Annotated in this window: 16 protein-coding genes; 6 read left to right on the forward strand and 10 right to left on the reverse strand. The window is 66.5% G+C overall.

Annotated elements, in window-relative coordinates; translation table 11 throughout:
- Nucleotides 1-13 precede the first annotated feature (13 nt).
- From CAL19_RS10050 to CAL19_RS10075, 6 genes are all read right to left on the reverse strand, one after another.
- Nucleotides 14-949 (reverse strand): alpha/beta fold hydrolase, encoded by a 936-nt coding sequence (locus CAL19_RS10050; protein WP_051423599.1) that lies wholly within the window; start codon nucleotides 947-949, stop codon nucleotides 14-16.
- A gap of 45 nt (nucleotides 950-994) precedes the next feature.
- Complete coding sequence (locus CAL19_RS10055; protein ID WP_094796689.1) at nucleotides 995-3,394, reverse strand: DNA internalization-related competence protein ComEC/Rec2; 2,400 nt, start codon at nucleotides 3,392-3,394, stop codon at nucleotides 995-997.
- Between the two features lie 124 nt (nucleotides 3,395-3,518).
- The gene (locus CAL19_RS10060; RefSeq protein WP_231494511.1) at nucleotides 3,519-5,759 is read right to left on the reverse strand and encodes a TonB-dependent receptor domain-containing protein; all 2,241 of its coding nucleotides are present in this window, start codon (nucleotides 5,757-5,759) and stop codon (nucleotides 3,519-3,521) included.
- A gap of 197 nt (nucleotides 5,760-5,956) precedes the next feature.
- Entirely contained in the window at nucleotides 5,957-6,757 is an 801-nt protein-coding gene (locus tag CAL19_RS10065; RefSeq protein WP_026638107.1) for a TatD family hydrolase, read from the reverse strand.
- A 54-nt stretch (nucleotides 6,758-6,811) separates the two neighbouring features.
- Nucleotides 6,812-7,519, reverse strand: coding sequence for an ABC transporter ATP-binding protein (locus tag CAL19_RS10070; protein ID WP_038851866.1), 708 nt, complete (start codon nucleotides 7,517-7,519; stop codon nucleotides 6,812-6,814).
- On the reverse strand, nucleotides 7,512-8,744 hold the full coding sequence (locus tag CAL19_RS10075; RefSeq protein WP_051423600.1) for a lipoprotein-releasing ABC transporter permease subunit: 1,233 nt from the start codon (nucleotides 8,742-8,744) through the stop codon (nucleotides 7,512-7,514). The genes CAL19_RS10070 and CAL19_RS10075 overlap by 8 nt, the downstream gene beginning before the upstream one ends.
- 113 nt (nucleotides 8,745-8,857) lie before the next feature.
- Here CAL19_RS10075 and CAL19_RS10080 point away from each other — a divergent pair, with 113 nt between their 5' ends.
- From CAL19_RS10080 to CAL19_RS10105, 6 genes are all read left to right on the forward strand, one after another.
- Nucleotides 8,858-9,802 (forward strand): hypothetical protein, encoded by a 945-nt coding sequence (locus CAL19_RS10080; RefSeq protein ID WP_094796690.1) that lies wholly within the window; start codon nucleotides 8,858-8,860, stop codon nucleotides 9,800-9,802.
- Nucleotides 9,784-11,484 (forward strand): single-stranded-DNA-specific exonuclease RecJ, encoded by a 1,701-nt coding sequence (gene recJ, locus CAL19_RS10085; protein WP_026638111.1) that lies wholly within the window; start codon nucleotides 9,784-9,786, stop codon nucleotides 11,482-11,484. Before CAL19_RS10080 ends, recJ begins: the two co-directional genes overlap by 19 nt.
- A 49-nt stretch (nucleotides 11,485-11,533) precedes the next feature.
- A protein-coding gene (gene prfB, locus CAL19_RS10090) for a peptide chain release factor 2 (RefSeq protein ID WP_141214372.1) occupies nucleotides 11,534-12,638 on the forward strand; the annotation gives its coding sequence in 2 pieces (ribosomal slippage) (nucleotides 11,534-11,614 and nucleotides 11,616-12,638; 1,104 coding nt in all).
- Between the two features lie 58 nt (nucleotides 12,639-12,696).
- The gene (locus CAL19_RS10095) at nucleotides 12,697-13,452 is read left to right on the forward strand and encodes an SDR family oxidoreductase (RefSeq protein ID WP_026638113.1); all 756 of its coding nucleotides are present in this window, start codon (nucleotides 12,697-12,699) and stop codon (nucleotides 13,450-13,452) included.
- 6 nt (nucleotides 13,453-13,458) lie between these two features.
- Nucleotides 13,459-14,979 carry a lysine--tRNA ligase gene (gene lysS, locus CAL19_RS10100; RefSeq protein ID WP_094796691.1) on the forward strand — a complete coding sequence of 507 codons (1,521 nt, stop codon included), beginning with the start codon at nucleotides 13,459-13,461 and terminating at the stop codon, nucleotides 14,977-14,979.
- A gap of 14 nt (nucleotides 14,980-14,993) precedes the next feature.
- Entirely contained in the window at nucleotides 14,994-15,299 is a 306-nt protein-coding gene (locus CAL19_RS10105; protein WP_026638115.1) for a hypothetical protein, read from the forward strand.
- Nucleotides 15,300-15,344: 45 nt separating this feature from the next.
- On the opposite strand, the gene CAL19_RS10110 is transcribed toward CAL19_RS10105, so the two are convergent.
- From CAL19_RS10110 to hscA, 4 genes are all read right to left on the reverse strand, one after another.
- Nucleotides 15,345-16,235, reverse strand: a complete 891-nt coding sequence (locus tag CAL19_RS10110) for a methylglyoxal synthase (protein ID WP_094796692.1) — start codon at nucleotides 16,233-16,235, stop codon at nucleotides 15,345-15,347.
- A 63-nt stretch (nucleotides 16,236-16,298) separates the two neighbouring features.
- On the reverse strand, nucleotides 16,299-16,493 hold the full coding sequence (iscX, locus tag CAL19_RS10115) for a Fe-S cluster assembly protein IscX (protein WP_026638117.1): 195 nt from the start codon (nucleotides 16,491-16,493) through the stop codon (nucleotides 16,299-16,301).
- A complete protein-coding gene (fdx, locus tag CAL19_RS10120; RefSeq protein ID WP_026638118.1) occupies nucleotides 16,493-16,834 on the reverse strand; it encodes an ISC system 2Fe-2S type ferredoxin in 342 nt (113 codons plus the stop codon). Before fdx ends, iscX begins: the two co-directional genes overlap by 1 nt.
- A 12-nt stretch (nucleotides 16,835-16,846) precedes the next feature.
- The gene (hscA, locus tag CAL19_RS10125; protein WP_094796693.1) at nucleotides 16,847-18,709 is read right to left on the reverse strand and encodes a Fe-S protein assembly chaperone HscA; all 1,863 of its coding nucleotides are present in this window, start codon (nucleotides 18,707-18,709) and stop codon (nucleotides 16,847-16,849) included.
- Between the last annotated feature and the right edge of the window lie 33 nt (nucleotides 18,710-18,742).

Genomic DNA, 18,742 nt, shown 5'->3' on the forward strand with positions numbered 1-18,742 from the left:
CGCGCAGTCCGTTTCAGGCTGCCGGATGAGCAAGCAAAAATTTCGCCACCGGATCGACCTGTGCGTCGTCCAGGAGCGTAGGCGCATGCCCCACGTCGGGCACTTCTACCAGCCTTGCTCGCGGGTTGCGCGCCAGCATCTCGGCCGCGGTTTCGGCCGTCAGCAGATCCGACTGCGCGCCGCGCACGACCAACACCGGGCAGTCCAGCGAATCGTACGCGTGCCATAGGACCTGCTCGCCGGTGGCGTAGGCGTCCGCCGTCTGCGCCGCAAGCGGCAGTGCCAGGTTCAGGTCGTAGTGTTTGACCCACTTGCCGTCGCGCTGCACGTACACGTGCCTGGCCAGATCCTCCCATTGCTCATCGGTGTGCGGCCCGAAGGTGGCCGATACCTCGCGCACCGCCCGCACCGCCTGGTCAAACGAGTCGAAACGCCCTGGCTGCCCGACATACTGCCCAATGCGCGCCAGCGCCGCCAGTTCGAGCCGCGGGCCGACGTCATTGAGCACCATACGCTCGAACCGGATGTCGCGGCCTTCGGGCCAGTCGCCACCATTGGGCTGCGAGGCACGCGCCATGCGGGCGTATGCCGCGGCGCCCGCCAGCCCCAGTCCGATCAGTCCGCCCATCGAGGTGCCCACCCAAGCCAGCGTAGCGGGTCGCAGCCGGGCGATCAGCGTCACCATGTCGGACACGTACTGCGGCACGGTATACAGCGCAGGATTGCTCAGCCAATCAGACCGTCCTCGTCCCACGACATCCGGGCACACCACACGGTACTGGCCGGCAAGCCGTCGCGCCAAGGTATCGAAATCGCGCCCGGTGCGGGTCAGGCCATGCACGCAGAGCAGTATCCGGTCGTTGTCGGGATCGCCCCATTCGGTATAGGCCATGCGATGCAATCCTGCAGCGCTGGCGCATGTGACGAAATCGAATCGGGGTGCCTGCATGTAGTGCTCCGCCTGGACGAACAAGAGCTACATCTTATAGCAGCATCAGTGGCGAGCCTCCCGGTGCCAATAGCGCCGCGAGGCCAGCGCATGTGCTCGCACTTCCAGATCGCCCGGAGCCGAGATGACGGTAACGGCGCCGTGCACGTCTGTGCGCCAGAACCGCGCGCCGGCGGCCTCCCAGCGTGCCTGCACCCGGGGCGACGGGTGCCGGAAGCGGTTCAGGCGTCCGGCCTGGGCGATCACGTGGGTGGCCTGCGCGGCGCCGACCAGTGGGGCGCTGGAGGACGTGGCCGAGCCGTGGTGCGGCGCCAACACTACGTCCGTGCGAGGAAGCTGCCGTGCCACGCCGCGCTCCTGGGCGGCGCCGATGTCGCCCGGCAGCAGCACGGCGTGCGAGCGTCCTTGCACCAGCAGTACGCAACTGTACGCGTTGCCCTCGCCGCCTGCGCCCTCGGGCGGATGCAGGAAACGGAACGCCACGCCATCGACATGCCATGCCTGCCCCGCCGCACAGCGCCGCATGGACTGCGGCAGGCGCGGCATCGCAGCACCGGCAGGGGTGGTGTCCGCCGTCACTTTCGCGCGCATGTCGAACGATGCATGCGCCTGGGAAACGGGCATCGATGCCAGCACGCTGGCCAGGCCGCCGGCATGGTCCAGGTCGGCGTGGGAGACCACCAGCCCGTCCAGGCGCCGATAACCCCTCGCCCGCAGGAACGGCACGATATAGCGTTCGCCGGCATCGGCCGCATCGCCATGGCGCGGGCCGGTGTCGATCAGCCATGCCTGCGTGGCCGTTTCGAGCACGATGGCGCTGCCCTGCCCCACATCCAGCGCGGTAAGGGTCCAGTGACCGGCGGCAGGCCGCTCCGGCCGCCAGCAGAGCATGGGCAGCAACAGCAGCCAACCCGCGCCGCGCGCCGGCCAGCCCGATGGCTGCAGCGCCCAGGCCACGCCCACCGCGGCGAGCGCCACCCATGGCCACGGCGCCGCCGCGACGTCCATCACGGCCCACGGCGATGCTGCGGCCCATAGCGTGGGCCACATCATCGCTTCGAAAATCGCATGCCCGACAATGCCGCAGGCCTGCCCGACGAACTGCAGCCCCGGCACGGCCGCGAACGCAGCGCACAGCAAGGCCAGCGGCGTCACCAGAAAACTGACGATGGGAATAGCGTATGCATTGACCACGGGCGAGGCGAGCGACACCTGGTGCACCAGGTAAGCCAGCAATGGCACCAAACCCAGCGTAATGGCCATCTGGATGCGGCTGAATTCCTGCACCAGGCGGCCCAGGCGCACAGTCCAGCCGCTCCGGGCGGCAGGCGCCGGCGTGTCGGCGGCGCGCAGCAGAATCGCCACCGCGCCGAACGAGAGCCAGAAACCCGGCGCCAGCACCGCCCACGGATCAAACAACACCACGGCCGCCGCTGCCAGCGCCAGCACGCGCATGCCGGACAGGGGCAGCCGCATCATGGCCGCCACCGCCACCACCGCCAGCATGAAGAACGTGCGGCGCGCCGGCACGCCCCATCCCGCCAGCAGGCAGTACAACAGCGCAGTGCCCAGCGCGACCGCAGCGCCGACCATCTGGGCGGGCACCCGCTCCGGCAGGCCGATGTGACGCCAGCGCGCCCGGCGCCAGGCGAACATGGCGAGGTACCCTCCAAGCCCGGCGATCAGGGTCACATGCATGCCGCTGATCGATACCAGGTGCGTGATGCCCGTGCGATTGAATATCCGCCAATCGTCGCGTAGCACTCCAGCCTGGTCTCCCATGGCCAACGCCACTAGCACCGGCGCGTAGCGCCGCTGCCCGATGGCCTCGCGCATGGCGGCACGCACATGGTGTCGCATGCGTTCTATCACGACGCCTGCGCTGGCCCACGGCTGATCGCGCAGCAACACGGGCATGCCGCGCACGGTTGCCATCGCGCCTATGCCCGATGCAAAAAAGCGCCCTTCGGCATCATTGCCATGCGGGTTGCGCGTGCCGTGCGGGTGGCGCAGCACCAGCGCCATGCGCCATACCTGGCCGGGCAAGGGTTCGGGCAGCCGCATGCCTTGGGACGCCCGCCACGACACCGCGATGCGCGCCGGTACGCCGGCAGGGGCGCCCTCGGCCGGCTCGCCCGTAAAGCGCCATTGCCCGGCATCACCCTGGGCAAGGTCAGTCACGCGCACGGCAAGCCGCGTGACCACATCATGATGCGCGGGCGCCAGCGCGTCATCGAGCCTGGCGTGGGCATGCCAGGCGGCCCATACTGCGCCCAACCCGAAGCCGAACCAGGCCGCAGCGCACTGGCCGGCCAGCCGGTGGCGCCGCCGACTCGACGCCACGACGGCCGACGGCAGCCACGACACCGCCCACAACCCCCACCGGTTCGCGGCAGGCAACTCTGGCAGCAGCTGGACGGCCGATACGCCCGCCAGTATGGCCAACAGGAAAAGACGCCCGACGATGCTGTTCCCCCAAAGCGCACAGCGTAGGCCGTGGCCGGGGCATCGGGGGCGTGCAGTGAATGGAAAAGTCCCTGGCGGCCGTCAGGCCGCGCCGGCACCTTGCCTAGAACGTGATGTTGGCAGACACCCAAAGGCGGCGGCCTTCCAGCACCTGGCGATACGAGTTGCTCCAGCTCGCGTCGGCCACAGGCGCGCTGGTGCCCGTGCGAGGCGGCCCGTAGTCGACGAAATTCTTGTCGAACAGGTTGAACACGGCGGCCGACACGGTGACGTTCTTGTTCACGACATACGATCCGCCCACGCTGGTCAGCCAGTACGGTTTATAGAACACCTGTTTTTCGTTCCAGTCCACGCCCTGGAACTGCTTGGCGCGGTATTCGCCGCGAATCCACGTGTTGGCGCGCTCGTTGATGCTCCAGTTCAACCCCAGGTTCAAGGCGTGGCGCGGCTGCGAGCCCAGCGGCTGGCCCTCGGAAGCGCCCGACGTCTGCTCGCTGGCGGTGTAGGTGTAGTTGCCATTGAACGACAGGCCTTCGTAGAGCGGCACCGTACCGCCGATTTCCAGGCCGCGTATGGTGGCCGAATCGATGTTGACGCGCCGCGAGAATGTGTCCACCGGCACGCCGCGCCGACGCCAGTCTCCCAGGTCCAGGCAGCCCGGAACGTTGTTGCCGGGCGCGCGGCAGTTGGGCACATCTTCGGTATCGATCTTGTCCTTGAACTTCGTATGGAAGAACGTCAGGTTGCCGCGCAGGCCTTCCTGGTCGTCGAACAGCACGCCGAGTTCGGATGACGTGCTGCGCTCGGGAGTGAGTTCCGAATTGCCCAGCAAGGGGATGGTGCCCTGCCCGCCCAGGCCGATGATGCCGTCGGTCATGAGATTGATGTCGGGCGTCTTGTAACCGCGGCTGACGCCGCCCTTGAACGTCCATGACGGCGTGGCGTTCCACACCAGGTAGCCCCGCGGGCTCCATTCTCCGCCGAACTGCTGGTTGCGGTCGTAGCGCGCGCCCAGGGTCAGGGCCAGGTCGTCCACGATGCGCCATTCATCTTCGGCGAACAACGCCCATTGCCACTGCGTCAGGTCCAGCGGCGCCGACGCCAGCGAGTCGACGAACTTCTGCTCGCGCCACTGACCGCCTACCGTCAGGTTGTGGCGATCGTTGAACAGCGGCATGGTCCACTTCGTGTCGAACACCCAGTTGTCGTATTCCAGCTTGCGAGACGTACCATCGGCCGGCTGCCGCGGCGAACTCATGGGGTTGGTGCGCCCTTTGGTCTCGGTAGTGTCGTACACCAGGCTCGTGTCCGACGTAACCGACGCATACCGGCCAAGGTGAGTAAGCGCGTAGCGCGTGCGGTTGAACTTCAACTCGGGCGCATAGCCGCCGCCGGCGCGGCCCGGCTCGACCTCACTGTTGAGCGTACCCACCTGGCTGTTGGAGTTATCGTACTGCTGCCAGCTCTGGTCCACATCGAACAGGATGTCGTGGTCGCGAGTGGGGGTCAACGCCAGCTGCATGCCCACGTTCGTCAACTTGCTTTCGCCCAGGCCGCTGAAACTGCCGACGTCGCCCGTATAGTCGCCGCTGTTGTATTCGGCCAGATTGGCAGGGTATTGGCCGGTTGCCGCCAGGCGGCGCTGGTAGCCGCCACGCAGGGACAAGCCCAGCATGTCCGACTTGATGGGCCCGCTCAGGTAGAACGCCGAGCCATAGCTGTTGCCGAACCGATTGTCGCCTTGCACGGTGCCATCTACCGTAACCTGGCCCATCCAGTCCTCGGCCACCTTGCGCGTAATGATGTTGATCACGCCGCCCATCGCGTCGGAGCCGTACAGGGTGGACATCGGCCCCCGCACCACTTCGATGCGGTCGATCGCTGCCATGGGAGGGATGAAATTGGTGTCGACATCGCCAAAACCGTTGGGGCGCGACCCGCTGCTGTTGCGGTTGACGCGTTTGCCGTCCACCAGGATCAGCGTGTAGTCGCTCGGCATGCCGCGAATACTGATGTTCATGCCGCCGGCCTTGCCGCCCCGCTCGACCGACACACCTTCGATATCGGCGACCGCATCGGCCAGGTTATGAAACGGCCGCGCCTCCAGCTGCTCGCGCGTCACTACCGAAATCGAAGCCGGCGCGTTCTTGATTTCCTGCTCGAACCCGGCCGCCGTCACCACAACGGTGTCCATCTGGGCGATGCCCATGGTGTCCTCGGCCAAACCCTGCTGCGCGCAAGCAGACCAGGCGGCAGCAAGTGCGGCCACCAAGGCAGGGTATCGCGCGGCACGCCAGGGTTGCGATAGCGGCACCTCGGGCGGCGCGGACATAGAAGCAGTCACGACATAATCTCCGGAATCTGAAATCGAAAAAAGCGCCGCGGGCGTCAGCCTGCCCCGCACGCATGGATCATTTGCATTCAGCTTTATTTAAGCTGCGCAAATGATATTGATTCTCAGAATTATGTCAATCTGCGACAGCCATATGGCGCAACAAGGCGTTGCGTTTCATCAACGCACGATGGAACCAGCAAGCAAATTCAGGCCGGCAGGCGAGGCAGCACGCGGCGTGCGTTGGCCGTGGTCGCCCGCGCGATCTCGTGGAGTTCGATGCCGCGCAGCTCCGCCAGCACTTGGGCAATTCGCGGCAGTTGCGCGGGGTCGTTGCGCCGGTTTGGCCGGTGCAGCCAGGCGGGAGGAATATCCGGAGCGTCGGTTTCCAACACCAGGTGCTCGAGGCCGATGTCGGTGGCATGGCGGCGTATCTGCAACGCGCGCGCATATGTCATGGCGCCCCCCAGCCCCAGGGCAAAGCCGCGTTCGACAAACCCCTGGGCCTGCTGGGCGCTGCCGTTGAATGCATGGGCAATGCCGCTGCGCACGCCGATGCGACGCCGCAGATACTTCAATACGATATCTTGCGAACGACGCACATGCAGCAGCACGGGCAGGTCGAATTCCGCGGCCATGGCCAATTGAGCGTCGTAGAAGCGCTCCTGCTTATCCCGCGCCTGACCCGAGGCGATCTCCGGCACGAAGAAATCCAGGCCGATCTCGCCGATGGCGACGAAGTGCGGGTCGTCCAGTGCCGACACCACGGCCTCGCGCAAGGCATCCAGGTCCTCTTGCCGGGCGCGTTGGACGAACAATGGATGTATGCCCAGCGCGTATGTTCCGCCTTCGATCCGTCGGGCAAGATCGCGCACGACGCAAAAGTTGGCGCGCTCGACCGCGGGGATGACGATATGCCTCACGCCGGCCGCATGCGCCTGCCGCGCTACGTCGTGGCGGTCGGCGTCGAATTCCTCGGCATCCAGGTGGCAGTGCGTGTCGATCAACATAGCGATTCGGTACGGCTTGCGCTTCGCGGCCCGCGGCCGCGACCCATGGCAGTGCTATCCCGACACCAGTTGCCCGCTTTCCATCAGCAACTGGCGGTCGGCCAGCCTGGCCAGTTCGGCATCATGCGTGACGATAGCAAACGCTGTGCCGGATTCCCGGTTTACGCGGGTCAGCAATTCGAACATCTTGTGCGCCGTGCCGCGGTCCAGATTGCCTGTGGGCTCGTCGGCCAGCACGCATGCCGGCCGGGTGACCAGCGCACGCGCCAGGGCAACGCGCTGCCTTTCACCGCCAGACAACTGGCCGGGAAAATGCCCTTCGCGCGCTGCAAGGCCCACCAGCTCCAGCACCTCGCGCGCGGCGATGCGCGCCTTGTCGCGCGGTTCGCGCCTGACAATGAGCGGCATGGCAACGTTGTCAAGCGCTGAGAACTCGGGCAGCAGGTGGTGGAACTGGTACACGAACCCCAGGCTGCGGTTGCGCAGTGCGCTCTTTTGCGACTCTGACAGCCCGTTGCCCGCCACCCCGTCTACGGTGACCTGCCCCGAGGTGGGCACATCGAGCAGACCCAGGATGTGCAGCAGCGTGCTCTTGCCCGAGCCCGACGCGCCTATGATGGCAACCATCTCGCCGCGTTGCACGGTCAGGCTGACGTTATCCAGCACCTGGATGCGCGCCGGCCCCTCGTCGTAGGTCTTTACCAGGTTGCGGGCTTCCAGGGCCGGCGTGTCGGGAGCGGACATAGAAACGGCGTCAGTCATGGCGCAGCACCTGGGCGGGTTGCAGGCGCGAAGCGCGCCAGCTCGGGTACAGCGTGGCCAGAAGCGAAAGCACCAGCGAAGTCACGCCTATGGAGATGATGTCGCCCGAGCGCGGATCGGAAGGCAGCTGGCTGATGAAGTAGATCTCGCGAGGCAGGAAATGTATGCCCAGCAACCCTTCGATGAAGGGCACGATGACGTGCACGTTATAGGCGATGAGCATGCCGCCAAGCACGCCGACCACGGTGCCGACCACGCCTATCAATGCGCCCTGCACCAGAAAGATGCGCGCCACCTCGCCCGGGCCAGCGCCCAGCGTGCGCAGGATCGCGATATCCGACTGTTTGTCCTTCACGGCCATTACCAGCGACGACAGCAGGTTGAAAGCCGCCACGGCCACGATCAGGGCAAGAATCAGGAACATCATGCGTTTTTCTGTCTGCACCGCCGCGAACCACGTACGGTTGTTGCGCGACCAGTCGCTGGCCATGACATAGGGCGGCAGCACCTTGCCGAGCTCGGCCGCCACCTGCGGCGCCCTTTGCATGTCCTGGATCCGCAGCCGCACTCCCGCCGTGCCGCTGTCGCGGAACACCCGCGCCGCATCCTGTGCATTGACGAACGCCAGGCTGGAATCGTATTCGTAATGCCCCGAGTGAAAGGTGCCCACTACCGTGAACTGCCGCATCCGGGGCGTAAAGCCCGCCGGGCTGATCGAGCCTTGCGGGGCCAGCACCAGCAACGTATCGCCCACCTGCACGCCCAGGGCATTGGCCAGGTCGCTGCCCAGCACCACGCCGAAACTGCCCGGCTGCAGGTCGGAAAGCCGGCCGGTGCTCATCTGGCCGGGCACATCGGAAACCTGGGCCTCGGTGCCGGGGTCGATGCCGCGCACCTGCACCCCCTGCAGCGCCTGGCCCCGCGCCAGCATGGCTTGTGCGGCCACGAAAGGCGCCGCACCCCTGACCTCGCTGTTGCGTTCGGCCGCGTCGGCAAACTGCCGCCATTGCTCCAGCACCCGCTCGGGCACGGCGCCCGGAATGTAGAGCTCGATGTGCGGCAAGACCGACAACATGCGGTCGCGTACTTCTTTCTGGAACCCGTTCATCACCGACAGCACCACGATCAAGGCGGCGACGCCCAGCGCGATGCCCGCCATGGAAGTGGCGGCAATGAAAGAAATAAAGCGGTCGCGGCGCCCGCGTCGCTGGCGGATGCGGGCCATGCCCGCATAGCGGGCGCCGATCCAGAGTTCATAAGGTATTTTCAGCACCCGCGCATTATGGCATTAACTGCCACGACAGCCAGCAGCCGCGCGCTGCGACTACAATCTGCGCCATGTTCATAGCCATCCCGGGCGCACTGCCGCCCCCGCCGGTTGCCGCCGAATTGGCCCGCCTGCTGCCGCAGCAAGCCCCCGTGCTGCACGCCTGGCTGCAGGCCGCAACCGCACGGGTGGAACGGTTCGATGTGCGCACGCACGGTTGCACGCCTTACGAAGGCTGGCAGCTGGAGCAGGCAGGCTACCGGCCTGCCCAAGGCCTGCCGCTGGGCAGCGGGCTGGGACCATTGCTGGCCCCAGGCCATGCCCCGGACGGCGAGCCGGTGTGGCTGGCCGAGCTGTCGCACCTGGCATTGGGCGCCGACCAGGCCGTGCTGCTCGATCCGGCGCAAATGGACGTGCGCGCGGACGAGAGCGATGCCCTGCTGCAGGCCGCGCGGCCCAGCCTCGACGCCGCGGGGTTCGCCGTTCAACCGCTGGCGCCGCAACGCTGGCGCCTCGGCTTGCCCGCAGGCCTGGCGCCCGCCACGGCCAGTCCGGCCGCCGTCGCAGGCCAGCCGCTGCGCGACTGGTGGAGCCAGGACCCGGCCATGCGTCCGTGGCGCCGGTTGCTGAACGAAATACAGATGGCATGGCACGGGCATCCGGCCAATGAAGCCCGCCAGGCGCGCGGCGCGCCGCCCGTCAATGCCTTGTGGCTATACGGCGGCGGCACCGCCTGGAAAGCCGCCGACGCCCCGCCGGCGATGGTGGCCGATGAGCTGGACGCTCCGCATCGTGCCGCCGATTGGTCCGCATGGCTGCAGGCGCTTGCCGACATCGACCGGCTGCGGCTGCGGCCGCTGGCCGATGCGGCACGGCGTCCCCTCGAACCCATGCAGCTTCTATTGCTGGGCGCCGACCGCCGCGCCCATCTGACCCTCAAACCCCGCAGCCGCCTGCTGGGCTGGCTGCCTGCCCCGAACAAAAACTGGAATAGCTGGTGGTCTCGCCCCGTCTGACAATCCGCCCCGCCGATTTCGACGCCTGCCGCACCCTGCAGGCCGCAGGCATACACCCGCTGCTGGCGCGCCTGTGGGCTGCACGCGGCGTCACGCATCCCGATCAGACACGCCTGGCCTGGCCCGCGCTGCTGCCGCCGGCAACCCTGACCCACGTCGCGACTGCCGCGGCCATCCTGGCTGATGCGATCGCGCAGCGCAAGCGGCTGTTGATCGTGGCCGACTACGATTGCGACGGTGCGACGGCATGCGCCGTGGGCCTGCGCGCATTGCGGGCCTTCGGGGCAGACGTGGATTTCCTGGTGCCCAACCGCTTCGAGACCGGCTACGGCTTGTCGCCGGCCGTCGTCGAGCTGGCCTGCAATCATCGCAACGGCAAGCCGGACATGATCATCACCGTGGATAACGGCATCGCCAGCGTCGATGGCGTAGCGGCGGCCAATGCGGCAGGAATAGGCGTACTAGTCACGGACCATCACCTGCCCGGCGACACGTTGCCCGACGCCCTGGCGATCGTCAATCCGAATCAGCCGGGCTGCGGCTTCCCCTCCAAAAACCTGGCCGGCGTGGGCGTGATCTTCTATCTCATGCTGGCCCTGCGAGCCGAGCTGCGTCGGCGCGGCGTCTATGCGCCGGACGCAGGCCCGCGCCTGGATGCCCTGGCCGATCTGGTGGCCCTGGGCACCGTGGCCGACGTAGTCAAGCTCGACGCCAACAATCGCCTGCTGGTCACGCAGGGGCTGCAGCGCATGCGCAGCGGCCGCATGCAGCCCGGCGTGCGCGCCCTGTTCGCAGTGGCCGCGCGCGAGCCGCGCAACGCCAGCGGCTTTGACCTGGGCTTCGCCCTGGGTCCGCGCATCAATGCGGCGGGCCGCCTGGCCGACATGAGCCTGGGCATCGCCTGCCTGACCACCGACGATGAAGACCAGGCGCTCGACATGGCGCGCCAGCTCGACCAGATCAACCGCGAGCGGCGCGGCATCGAGGCCGAAATGCGCGACCAGGCGCTGGCCGCCATGGACGCGGCCGGCGACACGGGCGGCGCCACGGTATGCGTCTTCGACCCGGGCTGGCACCAGGGTGTGGTCGGGCTGGTGGCGTCGCGCCTGAAAGAAAAATTCTGGCGCCCTACCCTGGCGTTTGCCCCGGCCGGCGATACAGAAATCCGCGGATCGGGGCGCTCCATCCCCGATGTGCACCTGCGCGATGCGCTCGATCTCGTCTCCAAGCGCCACCCGGGGCTTATCCGGAAATTCGGCGGCCACGCCATGGCGGCCGGCCTGACGCTGGGCCGGGACGACTTCCCCGCCTTCGCGCCCGCATTCGACGCGGCCGTGCGCGAACTTACCGGACGCCACTCGTTCGAGCCGCTGCTGGAAACCGACGGATCGCTCGAGTCCGGCTATGCCAACGCCGAGGTGGCCACGCTGCTGCAGCAGCAGGTATGGGGGGCGGGTTTCGCGCCGCCCCTGTTCCTGGACGAATTCGCCGTGCGCAATCAGCGGCTGGTGGGCGAAAAGCACCTGAAGCTGTCGCTGGAGCGCGGCCATCAGCGGTTCGACGCCATCTGGTTTGGACACGACCAGCCGCTGCCCGGACACGTGCGCGTGGCCTACCGGCTGGAACCCAACGTCTGGAACGGCATCGTATCGGCCCAGCTCGTCGTCGAACACGCCGAATAATCCACGCTAAAATGCTTGGTTTCGCACCGGAATCAAGCCAGGACACATCATGGAAGCCGAACGCCAGAACCAGCTAGCCGCCCGCCTCGCAGACTACGCAGAGCGCGAGCAGGCGCTACGGAGGTATCTTTGACTACGACCTGAAGGCCGAACGCCTGCACGTCGTCAACGCCGAACTGGAAGACCCGGCGGTCTGGAACGATCCCAAGCACGCCCAGGACCTGGGCCGCGAAAAAAAATCCCTCGAAACCGTCGTTGAAACCCTGACGCACCTGCGTGCGGGTATCGCCGATTCGCTCGAACTGTTCGAACTGGCTGCCTCCGACGACGACGACGCCACCCTATCGTCCATCGAGCGCGATGCCGACACATTCCAGGAACAGCTCGAAGACCTGGAATTCCGGCGGATGTTCGCCAATCCGGCCGATCCGCTGAACTGCTTCATGGACATCCAGGCAGGCGCGGGCGGCACCGAAGCGCAGGACTGGGCGTCGATGCTGCTGCGCCAGTATCTCAAGTACGCGGAACGCAAGGGCTTCAAGGCCGAGGTGCTCGAAGAATCCGAAGGCGAAGTCGCCGGCCTGAAATCGGCCACCATCAAGATCGAAGGCGAATACGCGTTCGGCTACCTGCGCACCGAAACCGGCGTGCATCGGCTGGTGCGCAAGAGCCCGTTCGACTCCTCCGGCGGACGGCACACGTCTTTTGCCAGCGTCTTTGTTTATCCCGAAGTCGACGACTCGTTCGAGGTCGAGGTCAATCCGGCCGACCTGCGCACAGACACCTACCGCGCCAGCGGGGCGGGCGGGCAGCACATCAACAAGACCGACTCGGCGGTGCGGCTGACCCACATCCCCACCGGCATCGTTGTGCAGTGCCAGAACGACCGCTCGCAGCACCGCAACCGCGCCGAAGCCATGCAGATGCTCAAGTCGAAACTCTACGAGCTCGAGATGCGCAACCGCATGGCCGAACAGCAAAAGCTCGAAGACTCCAAGACCGACGTAGGCTGGGGGCACCAGATCCGTTCCTACGTGCTCGACCAGAGCCGCATCAAAGACCTGCGCACCAACGTCGAAATCTCCAACACCCAGAAAGTCCTCGATGGCGACCTCGATGCCTTCATCCAGGCCAGCCTGAAGCAAGGCGTGTGATCCACGGCGGCGCGCTTGCGCGCCGCTTTCTATCGTGAACCCCTCAAGAGGCAAGCGCATGACCGATACGATCGCAATCCTGACCGGCGCCTCCCGCGGCATAGGCGCGGCGCTGGCCCGCGGCCTGGCCCGGCCCGGCACGCGCCTGATTACGCTGGCGCGCCGCGCCGATCCGGATCTGGCTGCCCACGCCCAGGCGCAGGGCGCCGAACTGGAGCAGATCCAGGTCGACCTGTCCGACCTGCAGGCAGCGGCCGCGGCCGCCACCCGCATCGCGTCGGCGCTGCCCCGCGACGCCAAGCGTTATCTGCTCATCAACAATGCCGGCACGGTGCAACCCGTGGCCAGCACTGCCTCGCTTACCGAAGGCGCCGCCATCGCCGGCGCCTTCAACTTGAATGTCACCGCCGTCATGCTGCTTTCAGCGCATTTCGTGTCGGCGGTGCAAGGCCTGCAGGCGCAGCGCCGCATTCTCAATATCTCTTCGGGCGCCGGCCGCAATCCCAATGCGGGCTGGGGCGTCTACTGCGCCACCAAGGCCGCGCTCGACATGTACACCCGTGTGCTGAACCAGGAACAAGGCGCCAGCGGCGTACGTGCCGTCGCCCTGGCCCCGGGCGTGGTCGACACCGACATGCAGCAGGCCATACGCGCCAGCGATCCCTCCAGCTTCCCGGCCCTGCCCCGTTTCCAGGAACTCCACGCCACCGGCCAGCTTGCATCGCCGTCGGCCGTGGCCGACCGCATCCTCGCCTACCTAGACCGCGATGATTTCGGTGCGACCGAAATCGACGACATCCGCAATTACAACTGATCCACCATGACCGACCACTCGCCCGCCCCGGCTGCCCAGGATGAAAACCGCTTGATCGCCGAGCGGCGCGCCAAGCTGGCCAAGCTGCGTGAAGCCGGCGTCGCGTACCCCAACGATTTCGTGCCCGACGCACATGCCGCCGACCTGCATCGCCAATATGGCGAGCAAGACCAGGAAGCCCTGGCCAGCGCCGACAAGCAGGTGAAGGTGGCCGGCCGCATGATGCTCAAGCGCGTCATGGGCAAGGCCAGTTTCGCCACCGTACAAGACGGCAGCGGCCGCATCCAGATCTACCTTGACCGCGGCACACTGGGCGAAGAGGCCTACGCGGCTTTCAAGCAATGGGACATCGGCGACATCATCGCGATCGAAGGGTCGGTTTTCAAGACGAACAAGGGTGAACTGTCCGTGCACGCCGCCACGGCCCGGCTGCTGGCGAAGTCGTTGCGGCCGCTGCCCGACAAGTTCCACGGCGTGGCCGACCAGGAACTGCGCTATCGCCAGCGGTACGTCGACCTCATCATGACCGAGGACACGCGCCGCACGTTCGAGATCCGCAGCAAGGCCGTGGGCGCCATCCGCCAGGTCATGCTCGACGCCGGCTTCCTCGAAGTCGAGACGCCCATGCTGCACCCCATTCCCGGCGGCGCGGCGGCCAAGCCGTTTGTCACGCACCATAATGCGCTCGACATGGAAATGTTCCTGCGCATTGCGCCCGAGCTCTACCTGAAGCGCCTGATCGTCGGCGGATTCGAGCGCGTGTTCGAGATCAACCGCAACTTCCGCAACGAAGGCGTCAGCCCCCGGCACAACCCCGAGTTCACCATGATGGAGTTCTACGCGGCCTATGCGGATTACCGCTGGCTGATGGACTTCACCGAGCAGATCTTGCGCCAGGCCGCCGTTGCGGCCACCGGCAGCGCAGTGCTGCGATACCAGGACCGCGAACTCGATCTTTCCCGGCCGTTCGATCGCCTTACGATCTGCGAAGCCATACTCAAGTATGCGCCGGGGTATACGCAGGCCCAGCTCGACGACGCCGCCTTCCTGCGCGCAGAGCTGAAGAAATTCGGCACCGACATCAATGGCCCGGTGCTGGCTCGCGCCGGCCTGGGGGCGCTGCAGCTCGCGCTGTTCGAAGAAACCGCCGAAGCGCAGCTGTGGAACCCCACCTACATCATCGACTATCCGGTCGAAGTCTCGCCGCTGGCCCGCGCTTCGGATACGCGGGCGGGCATTACCGAGCGCTTCGAGCTTTTCATGACGGGCCGTGAAATCGCCAACGGGTTTTCCGAACTCAACGACCCGGAAGACCAGGCCGCACGCTTTCATGCCCAGGTCGAGGCCAAGGACGCGGGCGACGAAGAAGCCATGTACTTCGACGCCGACTACATCCGTGCCCTTGAATACGGCATGCCGCCCACCGGCGGGTGCGGCATCGGCATCGACCGGCTGGTCATGCTGCTGACCAACAGCCCCAGCATCCGCGACGTCATCCTGTTCCCGCACCTGCGGCGCGAAGACTGACCCGGGAGGCCGCCTTGCTCATCAAGTTGCTGATCATCGCGGCCGTCATCCTGGGGGTGTTGTACCTGGTCCTGCCCAGGCGCCGCGCCACTGCCGCCCGTGCCCCCGCCAACCGGCTGGCGCTGACCTTGCTGGCCACCGCGGGCGTGGTGCTGTTCATATTGTCTTTGTTCTGCGCGCTGCTCTGGCTGGGCGGCATTTCCGACACCGTTACGGGGGCCGGCGACGTGCTGGGCGGCACCGGCCTGCTGCGTATCGCCGGCGTGCTGCTGGCGCTGTCGCTGGCGTGCGGCGTCATCGTGTTGTTCAAGCGCCGCTAGCGGGCGGCGCCATGCCGCCCTGGTGGCGCATGCGGGCCTGTGCCCTCAGCGTCGGGCTTTCTGCTGGCGTATGGTCACGGCCTGCGCCCAGCGCCTGGCCACGCTGGGCGAGGTCACGCAAGTGGCATGGCGGGTAGCCACGCGCACCGCGCGCTCGAGCAACTGGATGTCGGCCTCGTGTTGCCGTGCCACGTGCGGATCTTCAAAGAAAGCCACCCGTTGGCAGCGGTGCTCCAGCACCAGTTCGGCAATCTGGGCATCGCCGCCCAGCGGGCCGCTCAGGTAACGATGCACCCAGGGTTTGTCGGCGGGCCAGCCGCGCGACCATGCCAGTTCGTTCAGGCGGCCGCCGGTCGTGCCGGTGGCCACGCGTCCGGCAAACTGCGACAACAAGTCGAAGTGTTCGGCCGCGAAAGCCATCATTTCGTCCTTGAGCGCGTCGTGCGCAATCAGGGCGATGGTCTGCGACCCGAAATCGAAATAGCGCGACACGGCCGGGTCGGGCGGAAGCTGTGCCAGGACGGACTCCACTTCGATCCATTCGATAGCGCCCGCCAGCGTCGAGATGAACGGCCGGCCATGCGTGATGCACTGCCGCTTGAGCGCCAGGGCCTCCGGAAAAATGGACGAGGGGTCGACCGGATCGATCAGGTAGATCGCGCCGTCGAAAGGCGCGTCGCCATCGCGCCCTTCGGTCACCCGGGCCACCAGCTTCATCAGCCCGCCCTCGCGTCCATACGGATAGCGGATCAGGCCGCTATAACCCTGCAACATGCCTTCACGCAGAATGGCGTCGTGCGTGCGCCCCACCGTGTGCAGCTGCATCCCCAGATTGCGTATGCCCGCAGAACTGGCGCGCAGCCAGTCGAACAAGGCCGCATCGGGCGTTTCGTGATGCAGGCGGTTGGCAGCTAGGCCGAAACGCAAGGCAGTCATGGCACTCGGATCAATGAGGGATTACGAAAGACGCCGCAACGGTGTGGCCGGATCGACGCGCAGTCAGGCAGCTTCGTCGATCCAGGCCATCTGTATCGCTTCCAGGATTTTCTCGCCGCTGCGCGCCGCGTCGTCGTCGAACCCGGGCAGCGCAATTACCCACTCGCGCAGTTGCGTGAATCGTACCGTGGCAGGGTCCACGTCGGGGTGCGCATCCGCCAGCGCGGCGGCGATCTCGTAAGTATCAACCCACTTCATCAGTGTTCCTCTTTGGCGTGGTTGATGGTGTACTTGGGAATTTCGATCGTCAGGTCGGCCTGGGCAATCCGCGCCTGGCACGACAAGCGCGAAGTCGGGCTCAGTCCCCAGGCCTTGTCCAGCAAATCTTCTTCGTCGTCCGTGGCATCCTCGAGCGACCCGAAACCTTCGCGCACGATGACATGGCACGTCGTGCATGCGCACGACAGCTCACAGGCATGCTCGATTTCGATATGGTTATCGAGCAGCACGCGGCAAATGGACGTGCCCTGGGGGGCGTTTTCGATCACCGCCCCTTCTGGGCAGACGTCCGGGTGAGGCAGTACGGTAAGTTTGGGCATACGGTAGTTATATCAGGCGATTTCGTCCAGTTTACGGCCAGCCAGGGCGGCACGAATTCCGCGGTCCATGCGGCGCGCGGCGAAATCCTCGGTAGCGTCCGAAAGCGCCTGCACGGCGTTGCGCACCGTGTCGACATCCTCGGATTCCCGCGCGGCGATCGCCGCCTGCAGGCGGGCATCCACCAGGGCGCGTTCCTCGGCGTCCAGCAGGTCGGCGTCTGCGGCCAGCGCGGCCTGTACGGATTCGACCAGGCGCCGGGCCTCCACTTGCTGCTCGCGCAGCATGCGCGCCTGGGCGTCGCTGTCGGCCTGCGCCACGCTGTCGGCCAACATGCGCGTAATCTCGTCGTCCGACAAGCCATACGATGGCTTGACCGCCACGGCGGCTTCGACGCCGGTGCTCTGTTCACGGGCCGTCACACTCAGCAAACCGTCGGCATCGACCTGGAATGTGACCCGGATGCGGGCGGCGCCCGCCACCATGGGTGGAATACCGCGCAACTCGAATCGCGCCAGCGACCGGCAATCGGACACGAGCTCGCGCTCGCCCTGCACCACATGCACGCTCATGGCTCCCTGGCCGTCCTTGAACGTGGTGAATTCCTGCGCGCGCGCAACGGGGATGGTGCTGTTGCGCGGGATGATGCGCTCAACCAGGCCGCCCATGGTTTCCAGCCCCAGCGACAGCGGAATGACGTCGAGCAGCAGCCAATCTTCGCCCGGCATGCGATTGCCGGCCAGCAGGTTGGCCTGCAACGCCGCCCCCAGCGCCACCACTTGGTCCGGATCGAGGTCGACGAGCGGCTCGGTACCGAACAATTCGGCCACTGCCCGGCGCACCACCGGCATGCGGGTGGCTCCGCCCACCATCACCACACCCTTGACCTCCGACACAGACAGGCCGGCGTCGTGCAGGGCCGAGCGTGCGCGGTCCAGCGTCCGCTGCACCAGCGGCCGGGCCAGTTCCTCGAATTGCGCGCGCGTGAGCGTCAGGTCGACCTCGCGGCCATCCTGCAACGCAACGCGCAGCGGCGCCTGCTCGGCCTGCGAAAGCGCTTCGCGCGCCTGGCGTGCGGCAACCAGCACGTTGCGCCGGTCGGCTGGCGCAAATGGCGCTTCGCCCAGCGACTCGCGAGCAAACTCACTGATGGCCCAGTCGAAATCGTCGCCGCCCAGCGCGGTGTCGCCGCCCGTGGACACCACCTCGAATACACCCTTGGTCAGGCGCAGTATGGAAATATCGAAAGTGCCGCCGCCAAGGTCGTACACCGCGTAGGTGCCCTCGGCCGCCTGGTCGAGCCCGTACGCGATGGCTGCGGCGGTCGGCTCGTTGAGCAGGCGCAATACGTTCAGGCCCGCGAGACGGGCCGCGTCGCGGGTAGCCTGGCGCTGTGCATCGTCGAAATACGCTGGCACGGTAATAACTGCCCCGACCAGGTCATCGCCCAGCACGTCTTCGGCACGCTGGCGCAGCACGGCCAGGATCTGGGCAGAGATTTCCACGGGGCTGAGATCGCCCTGCACCGTATGCAGCCGTACCATTCCGGGGGCGTCCACGAATTCATAAGGTGCGCCGCTGGCCTGCGCTTCGTCGATCGAGCGCCCCATGAACCGCTTGACGGAAACCACCGTATTGAACGGGTCGGAGCTCTGGCCTGCCAGGGCCTCGCGGCCGATGGCCACCCTGCCATCCGGAAAATAGCGTACGGCCGACGGCAGCAAAGGCTGCCCGTCGGCATCGTTCAGGACTTCGGGCGTGCCGCTACGCACCGCGGCCACCAGGGAATGGGTCGTGCCCAGGTCGATACCCACCGCAAGCTTGCGCTGGTGCGGGGCGGGCGATTCGCCAGGCTCGGAAATCTGCAATAAGGCCATGATTAAGCTTCAGGTCGGTAAGCGGAATAGCGG

This window comes from Bordetella genomosp. 7 (genome assembly GCF_002261265.1).
GTDB lineage: Bacteria > Pseudomonadota > Gammaproteobacteria > Burkholderiales > Burkholderiaceae_B > Bordetella_A.

Bases quoted from the DNA above. Each gene is read 5' to 3' on its own strand.
- CAL19_RS10080 (WP_094796690.1), top strand. From the start codon at position 8,858: ATGTTCATAGCCATCCCGGGCGCACTGCCGCCCCCGCCGGTTGCCGCC.
- CAL19_RS10095 (WP_026638113.1), top strand. From the start codon at position 12,697: ATGACCGATACGATCGCAATCCTGACCGGCGCCTCCCGCGGCATAGGC.
- iscX (WP_026638117.1), bottom strand. From the start codon at position 16,493: ATGAAGTGGGTTGATACTTACGAGATCGCCGCCGCGCTGGCGGATGCG.
- CAL19_RS10065 (WP_026638107.1), bottom strand. From the start codon at position 6,757: ATGTTGATCGACACGCACTGCCACCTGGATGCCGAGGAATTCGACGCC.
- lysS (WP_094796691.1), top strand. From the start codon at position 13,459: ATGACCGACCACTCGCCCGCCCCGGCTGCCCAGGATGAAAACCGCTTG.
- CAL19_RS10075 (WP_051423600.1), bottom strand. From the start codon at position 8,744: ATGGCCCGCATCCGCCAGCGACGCGGGCGCCGCGACCGCTTTATTTCT.
- fdx (WP_026638118.1), bottom strand. From the start codon at position 16,834: ATGCCCAAACTTACCGTACTGCCTCACCCGGACGTCTGCCCAGAAGGG.
- CAL19_RS10050 (WP_051423599.1), bottom strand. From the start codon at position 949: ATGCAGGCACCCCGATTCGATTTCGTCACATGCGCCAGCGCTGCAGGA.
- hscA (WP_094796693.1), bottom strand. From the start codon at position 18,709: ATGGCCTTATTGCAGATTTCCGAGCCTGGCGAATCGCCCGCCCCGCAC.
- CAL19_RS10070 (WP_038851866.1), bottom strand. From the start codon at position 7,519: ATGACTGACGCCGTTTCTATGTCCGCTCCCGACACGCCGGCCCTGGAA.
- CAL19_RS10110 (WP_094796692.1), bottom strand. From the start codon at position 16,235: ATGACTGCCTTGCGTTTCGGCCTAGCTGCCAACCGCCTGCATCACGAA.